This is a genomic window from Psychrobacillus sp. (assembly GCF_056205495.1).
In genome coordinates this window covers 1-13,583 of record NZ_JBAEAP010000154.1, presented here as the reverse complement: position 1 = coordinate 13,583, position 13,583 = coordinate 1, and the positions used below count along the sequence as shown (strand labels likewise).

At 37.0% G+C, this 13,583-nt stretch carries 14 protein-coding genes; 8 read left to right on the top strand and 6 right to left on the bottom strand.

The window, feature by feature from the left end; genetic code table 11:
• The 5 genes from AC06OU_RS04670 to AC06OU_RS04650 all read right to left on the bottom strand — a co-directional run.
• Positions 1–1,081: aldehyde dehydrogenase family protein (locus AC06OU_RS04670; protein WP_475854287.1), on the bottom strand; the 1,081-nt coding region annotated here is incomplete at its 3' end.
• A gap of 745 nt (positions 1,082–1,826) precedes the next feature.
• On the bottom strand, positions 1,827–2,348 hold the full coding sequence (locus tag AC06OU_RS04665) for a YehS family protein (RefSeq protein WP_298471006.1): 522 nt from the start codon (positions 2,346–2,348) through the stop codon (positions 1,827–1,829).
• A gap of 133 nt (positions 2,349–2,481) precedes the next feature.
• On the bottom strand, positions 2,482–3,855 hold the full coding sequence (rlmD, locus tag AC06OU_RS04660) for a 23S rRNA (uracil(1939)-C(5))-methyltransferase RlmD (protein ID WP_475854286.1): 1,374 nt from the start codon (positions 3,853–3,855) through the stop codon (positions 2,482–2,484).
• A gap of 124 nt (positions 3,856–3,979) precedes the next feature.
• Positions 3,980–4,789, bottom strand: a complete 810-nt coding sequence (locus tag AC06OU_RS04655) for a polysaccharide deacetylase family protein (RefSeq protein ID WP_475854285.1) — start codon at positions 4,787–4,789, stop codon at positions 3,980–3,982.
• Positions 4,790–5,056: 267 nt separating this feature from the next.
• A complete protein-coding gene (locus tag AC06OU_RS04650) occupies positions 5,057–5,956 on the bottom strand; it encodes a TIGR01777 family oxidoreductase (protein WP_475854284.1) in 900 nt (299 codons plus the stop codon).
• A gap of 101 nt (positions 5,957–6,057) precedes the next feature.
• Here AC06OU_RS04650 and recX point away from each other — a divergent pair, with 101 nt between their 5' ends.
• The 3 genes from recX to AC06OU_RS04635 are packed head-to-tail and all read left to right on the top strand — an operon-like array spanning position 6,058 to position 7,448.
• On the top strand, positions 6,058–6,873 hold the full coding sequence (gene recX / locus AC06OU_RS04645; protein ID WP_475854283.1) for a recombination regulator RecX: 816 nt from the start codon (positions 6,058–6,060) through the stop codon (positions 6,871–6,873).
• On the top strand, positions 6,863–7,192 hold the full coding sequence (locus AC06OU_RS04640) for a YfhH family protein (protein ID WP_169360765.1): 330 nt from the start codon (positions 6,863–6,865) through the stop codon (positions 7,190–7,192). The genes recX and AC06OU_RS04640 overlap by 11 nt, the downstream gene beginning before the upstream one ends.
• Before the next feature lies 1 nt (position 7,193).
• The gene (locus tag AC06OU_RS04635) at positions 7,194–7,448 is read left to right on the top strand and encodes a YfhJ family protein (RefSeq protein WP_475854281.1); all 255 of its coding nucleotides are present in this window, start codon (positions 7,194–7,196) and stop codon (positions 7,446–7,448) included.
• A gap of 34 nt (positions 7,449–7,482) precedes the next feature.
• Here AC06OU_RS04635 and AC06OU_RS04630 read toward each other — a convergent pair whose 3' ends face one another.
• Positions 7,483–8,463, bottom strand: a complete 981-nt coding sequence (locus tag AC06OU_RS04630) for a metal-dependent hydrolase (protein ID WP_475854279.1) — start codon at positions 8,461–8,463, stop codon at positions 7,483–7,485.
• A 127-nt stretch (positions 8,464–8,590) separates the two neighbouring features.
• On the opposite strand from AC06OU_RS04630, the gene mutY reads away from it, so the two are divergent.
• The 5 genes from mutY (at position 8,591) to AC06OU_RS04605 (ending at position 13,558) form a co-directional block, all read left to right on the top strand.
• The gene (gene mutY, locus AC06OU_RS04625) at positions 8,591–9,661 is read left to right on the top strand and encodes an A/G-specific adenine glycosylase (protein WP_475854277.1); all 1,071 of its coding nucleotides are present in this window, start codon (positions 8,591–8,593) and stop codon (positions 9,659–9,661) included.
• On the top strand, positions 9,658–10,401 hold the full coding sequence (fabL, locus tag AC06OU_RS04620; protein ID WP_475854275.1) for an enoyl-[acyl-carrier-protein] reductase FabL: 744 nt from the start codon (positions 9,658–9,660) through the stop codon (positions 10,399–10,401). Before mutY ends, fabL begins: the two co-directional genes overlap by 4 nt.
• Positions 10,402–10,872: 471 nt before the next feature.
• Entirely contained in the window at positions 10,873–11,082 is a 210-nt protein-coding gene (locus AC06OU_RS04615; protein ID WP_475854274.1) for a gamma-type small acid-soluble spore protein, read from the top strand.
• A 135-nt stretch (positions 11,083–11,217) separates the two neighbouring features.
• The gene (gene ntdP / locus AC06OU_RS04610) at positions 11,218–11,757 is read left to right on the top strand and encodes a nucleoside tri-diphosphate phosphatase (protein WP_251556930.1); all 540 of its coding nucleotides are present in this window, start codon (positions 11,218–11,220) and stop codon (positions 11,755–11,757) included.
• A 58-nt stretch (positions 11,758–11,815) separates the two neighbouring features.
• Positions 11,816–13,558, top strand: a complete 1,743-nt coding sequence (locus AC06OU_RS04605; protein WP_475854272.1) for an ABC transporter ATP-binding protein — start codon at positions 11,816–11,818, stop codon at positions 13,556–13,558.
• Positions 13,559–13,583 lie beyond the last annotated feature (25 nt).

Genomic DNA, 13,583 nt, shown 5'->3' with positions numbered 1-13,583 from the left:
CTTTACCTATTTCGATATAAGAAAGAATTTTTTGAAATTGTTGGTTAGAAGCTTGAGCACCCATCATAACTTCTGTATCAAGTGGGTTACCAATTTTAATTGCTTTAATGCGTTCTAATGCACGCTCCATGAATTTTTCATAGATTGATTCTTGAACAAGTGCACGAGATGGACAAGTACAAATTTCACCTGAGTTAAGTGCGAATAATACTAAACCTTCGATTGCTTTGTCTAAGTACTCATCATCTGCATCCATAACGTCTTCGAAGAATACGTTAGGTGATTTACCACCAAGCTCTAATGTTACAGGGATAATATTTTCAGTTGCATATTGCATGATCAAACGACCAACACCAGTAGAACCAGTGAATGCTACTTTTTGAATACGTGGGTTAGTTGCAAGTGGTTTCCCAACTTCTGCACCGAAACCGTTTACAACGTTTAAAACGCCTTTTGGTAAAATATCTTGAATAAGCTCTAAAAGAACCATTAATGAAGCAGGTGTTTGTTCAGCAGGCTTCATAACGATTGTATTACCAGCAGCTAAAGCTGGAGCGATTTTCCAAACAGCCATTAATAATGGGAAGTTCCAAGGAATAATTTGTCCAACTACACCGATTGGCTCGTGGAAGTGGTATGCTACAGTATCGTTATCGATCTGGCTGATTCTACCTTCTTGAGCACGGATAGCTCCTGCAAAATAACGGAAGTGGTCAATTGCTAGTGGGATGTCAGCATTCAATGTTTCACGAACTGCTTTACCATTGTCCCAAGTTTCAGCAACTGCAATTTTTTCTAGGTTTTGTTCCATGCGATCTGCAATTTTGTTTAAAATTATTGCGCGATAAGCTACAGATGTTTGAGCCCAAGCGCCTTTAGCAGCATGAGCAGCATCTAATGCAAGCTCAATGTCAGCTTCAGTAGAGCGAGCTGCTTGAGTAAATACTTTACCTGTAAGTGGTGAAACTACATCAAAGTACTCTCCATTAACTGGAGCTACCCATTCTCCACCGATAAAGTTATCATAACGTTCTTTAAAATCAACTACTGCACCAGCAGTATTAGGATTAGCATAAATCATTTATCTTACCCCCAAATTTTTATAGTGCGATTTGCTAGACGTCAGACGACGTTGTAGCAATAATCAAATCATGCACCAATTAAAAAAAGAATGCAAGATGAATTTTCAATTTTTATTCACATTTTAAAATAAAAGTTTCTTTTTAATATTGAAAATATACAATTGGTTTTATTACTACAAATTGCCATAAGTAGTTGGTCTATAACAAGATTAAGCTAATAAGATAAGGGAGAGGATATGTGTTTTATAACAGTTGAAAAATGAATATACATGTATTTTTATACGGTTTAATTAATTCCTAATACTGTTTCTAATGAGCCTACGAATCATTCCATAAGGAATAAAGTAGTTATTTTTTCCCCTAGTCGAGCGTTCGCCAATTTTATGAGATCAACAACAGCCACCTTGGCACAAATATTTTGCAATATTCTTTTGAAAAGTGAGAGACATAACTAGGCTAACAGTTTAAAAAACGTGAAATCGAATTTTTCCGATTTCACGTTTTCATTTATAGAGCAAGTCTATAAACTTTCTACTTTAGTTGTTTGAAGAAGAGGTGGCGAGTACTGCAGGAACAGCGCGAGAGTAAAAGCCTAAGCAGGAGCAAGCCGAGGAGATTGAAGCTTCGCCCCCTGCAACGGAAAACAATTACAGATCACTGGAATAGAAACTCCGAAAACTTTACGAGGTCGTAAAATGTTCGAGGCTGTTTCTTTTCGGAAAGTTTTGTCCGTATCCCCAATAGTTAACCTCTATATTTAATAGCTAATCCCTTTAAGAAATTCCGGGCAAATTTATCGCCACATTCTTTATAGTTACGGTGGCCTTCCTTGCGTAGAATGGCACTTAGTTCGCTTTTCGTGATAGCCACTCTAGCTTCCTCCAAGATATCAATCATGTCCTCACTTGTTAAAGCAAGTGCAATCTTTACTTTTTTTAGAAGCATGTTATTAACACTTTCTGTACTACCAGATGTAGAGGGAGGGGCCACTGGTTGTCCTGGCTTTGGCTCCTGGGGTCCTCTTTTAAAAGTAATAAGACCATTTAAAAAGGCTTCTAACGTTTTATTGTTGCACTTGATTTGATTGTCATCATCCTCAATATCATCTTCATATTCATTATCAAAGTGATCCTTGGATTTAGTTAAAAGCTTCAACACATCTTCTTTTGAAATTTCTATACCACCAAGCTTAAAGATTTCTACCATTTCTTTGTTTTTGATATCTAAAGCGTATCGCAAACGTATTAATATGTCGTTATTTTCCATTTTATATGAATCCTCCTAGCAATATCAAAATACATCCTCAGTTATGTAATAGCCTTCCCGGTAAAGGGATAAACGATTAGAAGAAAATCCGAAAATCATTCAGATTCTCGGATCCTTCTTACATAATGTGCAATTATTTAAGTGTAAGTAGTGTAACTACTTCAATATGGGCTGTTTGAGGGAACATGTCCACGGGCTGCATATATTGAACATCATAAAGCTTCGTTAGCTCCTGCAGATCCTTTGCAAGAGTTGAAGGGTTACAGGAAGTATAAACAAAGCGTTTTGGTTTTATCTCTAATACTGTTTTTAGTAGCTCCTCGTCTAAACCAGTTCTAGGAGGATCTACTGTTAGCACGTCAGGTACAAAGCCTTCACTCTGCCATTGCTTCAACCATTTCTTTGCAGTGCCATGAACATACTTTGTGTTATCAAAGCCGTTGCGTTTCGCATTTTTCTTTGCGTCCTTAATGGACTCTTCGATAATATCCATACCACGAACCTCTTTAGCATTTTTAGCTAACCAAAGTCCGATTGTCCCCACACCACAATATGCATCAACGACAGTTTCCTTACCAGTTAATTCGGCTGCCTTTTCAATTTCATCATACAAATGCTCAGTTTGTTCCGGATTTAGCTGGAAGAAGGCGCGAGCCGATAGGTCAAAAGCTAATTCTCCAAGCTTCTCATGAATAATTTCTTTTCCAAATAAATTAAAAGTTGTGTCACCGAATACTAACGACGTTTTTCCAGGATTAATATTTTGGCTAATGGATACGATATTAGAATCGATTTTACGAATCATTTGTACAAGGTCTTCTTTGTTGGGCATTTTCTTTTGTGTTGTAACTAATGTTACTTGAATTTGTCCAGTTTTCATCCCAGTTCTCACAACAATAGTACGAACAATGCCTTGAGGATTTTTCTCGTCATATATAGGTATTTTAAGCTCTTTTAAGTAGGCTTTAATTTCATTTGTTATCTTAGTGGTAGCAGGATGTTGAACCATACATTCATTAATATCAATTAACTTGTTAGATCCTTCTGCATATAAACCAGCAATTACACCATTACCAAGCTGTCTTGTTTGGAATTGGCTTTTGTTTCGATACAGCCATGGATTTTCCATTCCAAGTGTAGGTTTTACCTCAATTGACATAGCAAGGTCTTTCACATAACGTTCAAGGGCTTGAATGACTATGTCTCTTTTTTCAATAAGCTCTCGTTCATAGGTCATATGTTGAAGCTGGCAACCTCCACATGCCTCATAAACAGGGCATGGTGGTTTTACTCTGTCTGGAGAAGCTTGACGAATTTTTTTTATCGTTGCTTCCGCATACTTTGGATTTACAGTAGTTACTTCAGCAGTTACTACCTCTCCAGGAAGTGCTCCCTTAACGAATACTACATTTCGTTTAAAGAAGCCAACTCCTTCTCCATTAATCCCAAGTCTTTTTATAGTAAGTGGAAATTGTTGTCCCACCTGTATTGCTGTTTGTTCTTTCATTATTTCCTTCACGTCCTTTATCAACCAATAAAACAGTATAACTTTTTTATGGGGTTGGTTGCAAGCAAAAGGTGCCAGTTAAAAAACTGGCACCTTAGTTACATTATATCTATTATAAAGGAAATTACTGTGGAAGAGAATACTCAGGTATATCCAATTTGGATATATTGAGGTCATTGATCTTTCCAAAGGAATATCCGCGTTTTTTCGCTTCTTTGATAAATGCCGGAAGACCCTCAGCATTGTCAGGTGAAACCGTGTGCATAAGAATAATAGCGCCAGGATGGATTTGTGTTATTAGCTCGTTATATGCATATTGTCCGCCCTTTTTCTGATCTCGATGCCAGTCGATAAAAGCTATTGACCAAAAAAAGTGCTGGTGACCAATTTCGTTTGCAGCTTCTAGCACATCTTCATCAAAGATTCCTTCCGGTGGTCTCGTGACAGTTGTTCTTTCTAAAGAAGTGAGCTCCTTTAGTCGGTTATCAAATTTTTGTAATTCCTTTTTTATTTCATCCTTTGACAGCTTAGCTAGGTTTGGATGTCCATAGGAATGGTTACCTATTTGATGTCCGTCTTCAATCATCCGTTTTACTAGTGGTGTGGCACTTTCGAGGTAATGACCAGTTAAAAAGAAGGTGGCGCTAATGTTCTCTTTCTTTAATGTATCTAAAATGCTTTCGGTATAGCCGTTTTCATAGCCATTATCAAATGTCAGGTAAATAACCTTTTTGTTAGCTGGCCCTTTATAAATGGCTCCATGCTTTTCTAATAATGCATCCAGCTCTGCTCCGGCCTCTGGTGGTACCTCATCTCTGGCTTTTTTAAAACCCCAGTGAATTTCTTTTGCTTCCGCGGTAAATGGCTCATAGGAAAAGCCGAGGCTTATAATAAAGGCTGCTATAATAATTCCTATTACATGATGCTTCCACATGATTTTTGCTCCTTTTTAATATATATTTGCATGAAAAAATGCAATCAACTTAAAAGTAGATTGCACTTGGGTTTGATATTTATTCATTTTTACCCGTTGGTTAGTTTTACTATATGAAGCAATTTCATAATTCCCTTTTAAGAAAAGGTTATGTTAAAGGTAGGGTTGATAATAAATCTTTACATTAGAAAGCAAAATTGATTCCACACCAGCCGGACGTTTCCCAAGGGGGGAGCGATAAGCCATCGCCTGTGGAAAATGGATCGATTACTGACTATATATATTAGTTAATGCACTCGTAAGTTCTGGGTATATAAAGGAAAAGCCAGTAGCTATTAATACGTCTGGAACTACTTTTTGTCCTTCTAAGACAAGCTGACTTTTTTCACCAAGCACTAACCTCAAAGCAAATGCCGGTACTGGGAAGTAATGAGGTTTATTTAATACTTTAGCCAATGTTTTACTAAATTCATCCATCCTGCGAGGATCTGGTGCAACTATATTAAAAGGTCCTTGAATATTATTTTCCATAGCAAATAACAGGGAACTAGCAACATCTTGAATATGAACCCATGACATCCAATTTTCTCCCTTTCCAATTGGACCACCTACAAACATTTTATAAGGTAATGCCATTAAGGGAAGTGCACCTTCTTTTCTATCTAATATAATCCCAAATCTACCTAAAGCTACGCGAACTCCGGACTGCTCTGCAATTAATGCCTTTTGCTCCCAATTTGCAACAGTTTTGGCTAGTATATCATGACCCCGTTGTGTTGATTGTTCATCATAAACTTCCGTGTTGGAAGCTGGATAAATTCCAATAGCACTTGCATTGATCAAAACTTCGGGCTTTTTCTTTAATGCTTGTATAATACGTATGACTTCATCAGTTGCTTCCATCCTACTAGCATAAATTTTTGCTTTTTGCTTTTCTGTCCATCTACCGTTATTTATAGATTCTCCAGCAAGATTTACTATTGCATCAATACCTTCTAAATATTCCTCAGGTTTAGAATCATTTGTAAGCCAGTTAATATAAGTAACATTGTTTGCTGAGTGCGAGCTCGACCGTGATAAAATAATAGCCTCATGTCCCTTTTGCTGCAGTAGCTCAGTCAAAGCCCTTCCTACAAAACCAGTTCCACCAGTAATTGCTACTCTCATCGAAATCAGCCTCCTCTTAACACAATAATACCAGTTCAATCATTTATCACATATTAATTTTTACGTTATAATTAAGGAAAGCGAATGGAGAGATTAACAAAATGCCGGTTATTACAAAAATAGGACGTCAAAAAAAAAATAATGAACGGTATAATCTATATTTGGATGAAAAGTATGCCTTTAGTGTGGACGAAGCAGTACTTATTAAATACCAGCTAACGAAGGGAAAGGTAATAGAAGCCTTTACTCTAGATGAAATTGTTTTTGATGATGAAGTAAGAAAAGCATATAATAAAGCGATCAATTATTTAAGCTTTCGAATGAGAAGTGAGCATGAGGTTAAACAAAAATTACTCCAGAATGAGTTTGGAGAAGCAGTAATTTTAGAGGCAATCCGAAAGTTATATGAGCATGGATTTTTGAATGATGCTAGCTTTACGAAGGCTTTGGTAGAAACTCAAAAGAATAGCAGTAAAAAGGGCCCTGCTGCGATTCGCCAGGAGCTTAAGAAAAAGGGAATAGAAAAAGAGCTTCAAGAGGAAGTGCTTGCCAACTACTCGGAGGAGGAACAAGTTTCTATTGCTAAAACACTTACCGAAAAGATTATCAATCAAAACCAAAATAAAACTCCACGCCAAATTAAACAAAAGGTCCAGGAGAATCTTCAACGAAAAGGGTATAACTTTAGCATCATTTCTCAGGCAATCGAATCTTTTGATTTAGAGAAAAAGGAAGACGAATGGCTTGAAATAATTGCTGCCCAAGGAGAGAAGATTTGGAGAAAGTATTCTGCGAAATATAGTGGCTTTGACTTAAGACATCGTGTTAAACAGGCCCTTTATATAAAAGGATTCCCGTCAGAGCACATAGATATGTATATAGAAAATAAGGAGCTGGAAGTACAAAATGAGCAATAAAAAATATAGTCAGATGACGGAGCAAGAGCTTAGAACTGAAATTGCTAACCTAAAGGAAAAAGCAAGAAAGGCTGAGCAACTAGGCATTGTTAATGAGTATGCAGTGTATGAACGAAAAGCAATGATGGCTCAGTCATTTCTAACAGATGTAAATTCTATAAAGCCCGGTGAAATGTATCGAATTAGCGGCGATCCTGGTATGTTTTTTCAAGTAGAATACTTAAAAGGTAAATTTGCTTGGGGATATCGTTTAGGTGGAGACAAATATGAGGAAGCATTACCGATTTCTATACTACAGCCGTTAGAGGAAGGAAAATAATATGGAAACTAAAATATTAGAACTAACAGAGTTATTACTTGAGAAAAACGACAAACTTTCCTTTGAAAAGGCAAGAGCATGGATTGAATTACTTTGGTCTGACTTTGAATCATCCTATGCACGTGCAGGCTATGAATATAAAGGTGCTGCAGTAACAGAAATGGTTATAAGAAAATGGATAGATGGTTACGGTGGACAATTACACGAGTTTGCAAATACGAATGAAAAGTACAAGCATTTATTAGAAACAGACTAAACGCTAGGAACATGGGTTCCTAGCGTCTCTGTTTTTAATGTGGTAAAAAGTCTAATTTTTTTCTTAGTTTATCTTCACTGAAAATCCACCCGGTGTAAGAGTTGATGATATTAAGTTCTTCATCCAAATGTACAACTGCTACAAAAGGGTAGTAATCATTACTTCGATAACGCAGATCGATTAACCGAACCTCATGGATATGATCGAATTGAGTGATCTCCCATCTGTAAATAGGGGAGAAGGAAGTAAAGGCACTTAGGTTTGTATCTTTTAAGGCTGCTCTTACTAAAGGAGAATCTGGAATTTCCTCTCGTTCAAACTTGTCGTATATCGTTATGGAACGCCCGTATGCTCTGCCGACGTAATGATGCGTCTCGGAGCTTGCGGCAATCCTCCATTGAAAGAACTTAATAGTTGGAGCTACAATAATTTCTGTTGTATTCGGAATAGTTTTTCTCACGCTATTTTTAACTGCACTTTGGACTGCAAAGCGTAGTATATAATAAATAGCGATAATAGCGTACATTGTTAGGAATGTAGGTACTGGGTTAAAGCCAAACATCCATAATAGTAATCCTAATACATGAAAGCCAAAGATAATCGGATCAAATGTATTAATGACACCTAGTGCAACCCATTTTTTAGAGAAGGGTCGCAATGCCTGGGTACCATAGGAATTAAATATATCCACGAAAACATGAAGAAATACTGCTAAAAATGTCCAAAGCCAAAGATGAAGCCAATTCACCTCTGGAATAATCAGCCACAATACTCCAGAAATAAGTAACGGCCATAGTAAAACGGCTGGAATAGAATGAGTTATACCACGATGATGACGTATGTAAATGGCATTATTTTTTAATTTTAGAACAGTATCTATATCAGGGGCTTGGGAACCAATGATAGTACCTGCAATAACCGCAGTAGTAGTCAAAGAACTACTTGTAACGACAGGATCTGCCATTGCCAAACCACCAAGTGCAATACCCATGACTATATGTGTGCCTGTATCCATGTGTGACCAGCTCCTTTTAAGGAAACAAGTTATCTTAATCATAAGATAAAGTATATAAATTAACAAAGCAATTATTAGTGTTATACCCTATTATCTCATACAATAATCGCCAGAAAGGATTCTAACTGTGAACGAATTATACAATAAGCAAATGAGCGAGGCATTAGTTTCCTGGTTTTTAGAAGAAAAGCGTGATTTACCGTGGAGAAAAACCACGGATCCTTATAAAATTTGGGTTTCCGAAGTAATGCTACAGCAAACAAAGGTTGATACGGTTATCCCTTATTATGAGAGATTTATCTCTAAATATCCCTCACTTGAATCTCTAGCAGAAGCCAATGAAGGAGAATTACTAAAAGAGTGGGAAGGCCTGGGCTATTATTCTAGAGCGCGCAATCTCCAAGCTGGAGTAAAGGAAGTTGTAGAAGAATATAATAGCATCGTACCCAATAGTCGAAAGGAAATATCTAAGCTAAAAGGTGTTGGACCCTACACAGCTGGAGCGGTGCTAAGTATCGCATACGGTGTTCCAGAGCATGCGGTAGACGGAAATGTAATGAGAGTATTATCTCGAATTTTACTGATAAAAGAGGATATTGCTAAGCCAAAGACGAAAAAGATATTTGAAGATGCTGTGATGAACTTGATGTATGAGGAAAATCCCTCTGCCTTTAACCAAGGTTTAATGGAACTTGGTGCTATTATATGCACTCCCAAAAAGCCGAAATGTTTACTTTGTCCAGTAAGAGAATTTTGTTCAGCATTTTATGAAGAAGTTCAAGAGGAGCTTCCGGTAAAAACAATTAACAAAAAGACAAAATTACATAAAATGAAGGCAGTAGTGATCCAACGAGATGACGGTAAGCTTCTTTTAGAGAAGCGTCCATCTAAAGGTCTACTTGCTAATATGTGGCAATTTCCGATGGTTGAGCTTCCAACAGCGACTCACACTGTTGAAGAGGTAGTGGAGCTAGACTATGGAATAGAAATTCAAAAAGGAAATGAATTACTTTCTTTTAAGCATATTTTTTCACATCTAGTATGGGAAGTTGAAAGTTTTGAAGCAGAGCTTATAAATGAAAAAAAATTATCCTTGAATAGCCAGTGGTATTCTATAGAAGAAGTGAACAATCAACCTATGCCTATTCCAGTATTAAAAATATGGAATGCGTGGAAGGAAAGGAAGAACATCACATGACAAATCCAGTAGCATTAGTAACAGGCAGTAGCAGAGGACTAGGAAAAGCAATTGCCATTGAGCTTGCGAAAAATGGCTATGATATTGTAGTGAACTATGCTCGCAGTAAAACGGCTGCATTAGAAACGGTTCAAGAAATAGAGGCATTAGGACAAAAAGCTTTACTTGTTCGTGCAAATGTTGGTGATGTAGAAAAGCTTCGAGCAATGTTTCAAACGATAAAAGAAGAGTTCGGTCGTTTAGATATTTTCGTCAGTAATGCAGCTTCCGGTGTTCTTCGACCAATCATGGAGCTAGAGGAGTCTCATTGGGACTGGACGATGAACATTAACGCAAAAGCAATGCTTTTTGGAGCACAGGAAGCTGCAAAGCTAATGCCGAGCGGCGGGAAGATATTAGGCATCAGTTCATTAGGGTCTATTCGATATTTGGAAAACTATACGACAGTAGGAGTTTCTAAAGCTGCTATTGAATCCATTACAAGATATTTGGCGGTAGAGCTCGCAGAAAAAGGGATTGCCGTTAATACTGTTTCTGGTGGAGCATTAGATACTGATGCTTTAAAGCATTTCCCAAACAGAGAACAATTATTAGAGGATGCACGCGTAAATACTCCGGCGGGACGAATGGTTGAAATTGAGGATATGGTAAAAACAGCTATGTTCCTGCTTTCAGATGATGCCAGCATGATCCGAGGACAAACTATCATTGTAGATGGCGGCCGTTCGATTAAAATGTAGTTTTCATATAGAAAAATTTCTTTTTTAAAGAAGGCATGTTAAAGACTAGGGCTGATTTATGCTACCAAATAAATCTCTAAGTCAGAATGTAGAATTGATTTCCACGCTAGCCGGACGCTTTGCGTGGGGTGAGCGTTAAGCCATCACCCATCGCTTACGCGCGTGGTTGTGATGTCTTAACTGTCTCACTCATCCCACTGGAGTCGCCGTCTGTCGCTCCAATCAATAAATGGTGAACATATTTATTTAATACATAAAGCTCTATTTATGAAATTAACTCATAAAGAAATGATAATAGAAACTAAACAAATACGGCAACCTCGATATTATTTGGGATTGCCGTATTTTTATTTAGTTTAATTTTTTCTTAATTAATGTCAAACATTCATCTTTAACATTGTATTTGCCCCAAATTATCCTTGTCTTCAACAAATGATTTCAAATTAACCAAAACACACAAATTTATTTTTTATGAATATTATCTCCAAAAGTGCACATGATATATTTTGTACGGAGGTGAAATCCATGAAAAAGAATAACAGTCAATCATCAAACAGAAGTCAAGAATTTGCTTCAGAAACTGTAATTCGACAAGTTAAAGAGCAAAACCGTCAAGCTGAAATGAAAAAACAACAAGCAAGCGGGAAGTTTTCAAAAAGTTCTTATAACCCATCAAAATAACATGGATTCACCAAAAATCAGCGAGGGCATTTTGCTCTCGCTGATTTTTTTACTACAGTTTTTTCCTATGGATTGCTATAATATGAAAATAAGTATAATATTCAATTTTGCGCTTGATGAAAAGGTGGCTAAATCATGGCGATTCCAACAGAAGGAGAAATTATTCAAATTCACAGCTACAAGCATAATGGCCGTATCCACCGTGTCTGGCAGGAAACGATGGTTTTAAAGGGGACCAAGAATATTGTAATAGGAGCGAACGAACGAACTCTTGTAATCGAATCAGATGGTAGAACATGGATTACTAGAGAACCGTCAATCTGTTACTTTCATGCTGAACATTGGTTTAACATTATTTGTATGCTAAGAGAAGACGGTGTGTATTATTACATTAATATTAGTTCGCCATTTGTCTATAACAATAAAATTCTGAAATATATTGATTATGATCTAGATGTGAAGGTTTTTCCAGACATGACCTACACAATTTTGGATGAAGATGAATACGAACAGCACAAAAGGGAAATGAATTATCCAGATGAAATGGATTCTATTCTTGATCGAAATATAGAAAAACTTATTTCTTGGATTAAACAAAGAAGAGGTCCATTTGCCCCGGACTTTATCGAGGCTTGGACAAGTCGTTATCATTTTTATAAACAGCTGAACGAGTAGTAGGAGAACCTGTTGAATTTGCAACAGGTTCTTCCGTTTTAAGAAAGGAAGTAGTTTTATGAGTACCATGAAAAGATATATGGAATTCGTAAAACCCTATAATTGGCAAATCTTTTTGACGATTATTATAGGGGTTATTAAATTCGCAATTCCATTGTTTATACCCATTCTGATTAAAATTGTCGTAGATGATATTATCGGTGGGGATATGGCAACAGATGAAAAAATTCAACAGCTTGTTTATTGGTTAGGTGGAACTGCATTAGTGTTTCTAATCGTTCGACCACCAATTGAGTATTATCGACAATATTTAGCACAATTAGTCAGTAATAAAATTTTGTATGATATCCGTCAAAAGCTATACATACATCTTCAAAAGCTAAGCTTAAAGTATTATTCAAATACGCGAGCTGGAGAGGTCATTTCCCGTGTCATCAATGACGTAGAGCAAACGAAAAATTTTGTCATGATTGGCTTGATGAATGTTTGGCTCGACTTAGCTACAATTCTTATAGCTATTGGAATAATGCTTACGATGAATGTAAAACTTACACTTGTCACTTTAATCGCATTCCCATTTTATGCATTCAGTGTAAAGTACTTTTTCGGAAAGCTTCGAGACTTAACTAGAAAGAGATCGCAAGCATTAGCAGGAGTACAAAGCTATCTTCATGAACGTGTACAGGGGATGAGTATTATTAAAACCTTTACACTCGAAAAGCATGAACAAAAGCTATTTAATGAGACTAACGGAGAATTTTTGGACAAGGCAGTAGATCAAACAATTTGGAATGCAAAAGCTTTTGCGGTAGTTAACACAATTACGGATATAGCTCCCCTTTTAGTAATTGCATATGCAGGGTACGAGGCAATTCACGGAAGGCTTTCTGTGGGAACAATGGCTGCTTTTATCGCCTACATAGAGCGATTATATAGCCCTTTAAGACGATTAGTTAATTCATCCACTACATTAACGCAATCTTTCGCGTCGATGGACAGGGTATTTGAGCTGATGGATGAAAAATACGATATTATCGATAAGCCTGGTGCGAAAAGTTTAGGAAATACTTCTGGGGAAGTTACGTTTTCAAATGTCTCCTTCCAATATGAAAAAGGTGGGCAAACAATCCTTAACAATATAAATCTCCAAGTCAATAGCGGAGAAACAGTTGCATTTGTTGGGATGAGCGGTGGAGGGAAATCCACTATTATTAGTTTGATCCCACGATTTTACGATGTGTCAAAGGGCAGTGTGAAAATTGATGGTAAAGATGTTCGTGATGTAACGATTGAATCACTGAGACAACAAATAGGGATTGTCCTTCAGGATAATATTTTGTTTAGTGACTCTGTAAAATCGAACATTTTAATGGGTAAACCAGGAGCGAGTGATGAAGAAGTAATAGAGGCTGCAAAAGCTGCCAACGCACATGATTTCATTATGGAGCTACCTGAAGGATATGAAACAAAGGTTGGGGAGCGGGGAGTTAAGCTTTCTGGAGGTCAAAAGCAACGTGTAGCAATCGCGCGTGTATTTTTGAAAAATCCTACAATATTAGTTCTAGATGAGGCAACCTCAGCATTAGATTTAGAAAGCGAATCATTAATCCAGGATTCCTTGGAGCGCTTGGCTCAAAATCGAACAACTATTATCGTAGCACATAGACTTTCCACTATCAGAGAAGCAGATATTATCCTTGTAGTAAAGGATGGAAAAGTTGTTGAACAGGGCTCTCATACAATGTTGTTGCAGAAAAATGGCTTTTATGCTAAATTATACGAGAGCCAGTTTGCAAATTAGGCTTTATTTGTGTGTGTATTTTAGG

Bases quoted from the DNA above. Each gene is read 5' to 3' on its own strand.
- AC06OU_RS04650 (WP_475854284.1), bottom strand. From the start codon at position 5,956: ATGAGAGTAGCAATTACTGGTGGAACTGGTTTTGTAGGAAGGGCTTTG.
- ntdP (WP_251556930.1), top strand. From the start codon at position 11,218: ATGGCGATTCCAACAGAAGGAGAAATTATTCAAATTCACAGCTACAAG.
- recX (WP_475854283.1), top strand. From the start codon at position 6,058: ATGCCGGTTATTACAAAAATAGGACGTCAAAAAAAAAATAATGAACGG.
- fabL (WP_475854275.1), top strand. From the start codon at position 9,658: ATGACAAATCCAGTAGCATTAGTAACAGGCAGTAGCAGAGGACTAGGA.
- AC06OU_RS04615 (WP_475854274.1), top strand. From the start codon at position 10,873: ATGAATATTATCTCCAAAAGTGCACATGATATATTTTGTACGGAGGTG.
- AC06OU_RS04655 (WP_475854285.1), bottom strand. From the start codon at position 4,789: ATGTGGAAGCATCATGTAATAGGAATTATTATAGCAGCCTTTATTATA.
- AC06OU_RS04630 (WP_475854279.1), bottom strand. From the start codon at position 8,463: ATGGATACAGGCACACATATAGTCATGGGTATTGCACTTGGTGGTTTG.
- AC06OU_RS04605 (WP_475854272.1), top strand. From the start codon at position 11,816: ATGAGTACCATGAAAAGATATATGGAATTCGTAAAACCCTATAATTGG.
- AC06OU_RS04665 (WP_298471006.1), bottom strand. From the start codon at position 2,348: ATGGAAAATAACGACATATTAATACGTTTGCGATACGCTTTAGATATC.
- rlmD (WP_475854286.1), bottom strand. From the start codon at position 3,855: ATGAAAGAACAAACAGCAATACAGGTGGGACAACAATTTCCACTTACT.
- AC06OU_RS04640 (WP_169360765.1), top strand. From the start codon at position 6,863: ATGAGCAATAAAAAATATAGTCAGATGACGGAGCAAGAGCTTAGAACT.
- AC06OU_RS04635 (WP_475854281.1), top strand. From the start codon at position 7,194: ATGGAAACTAAAATATTAGAACTAACAGAGTTATTACTTGAGAAAAAC.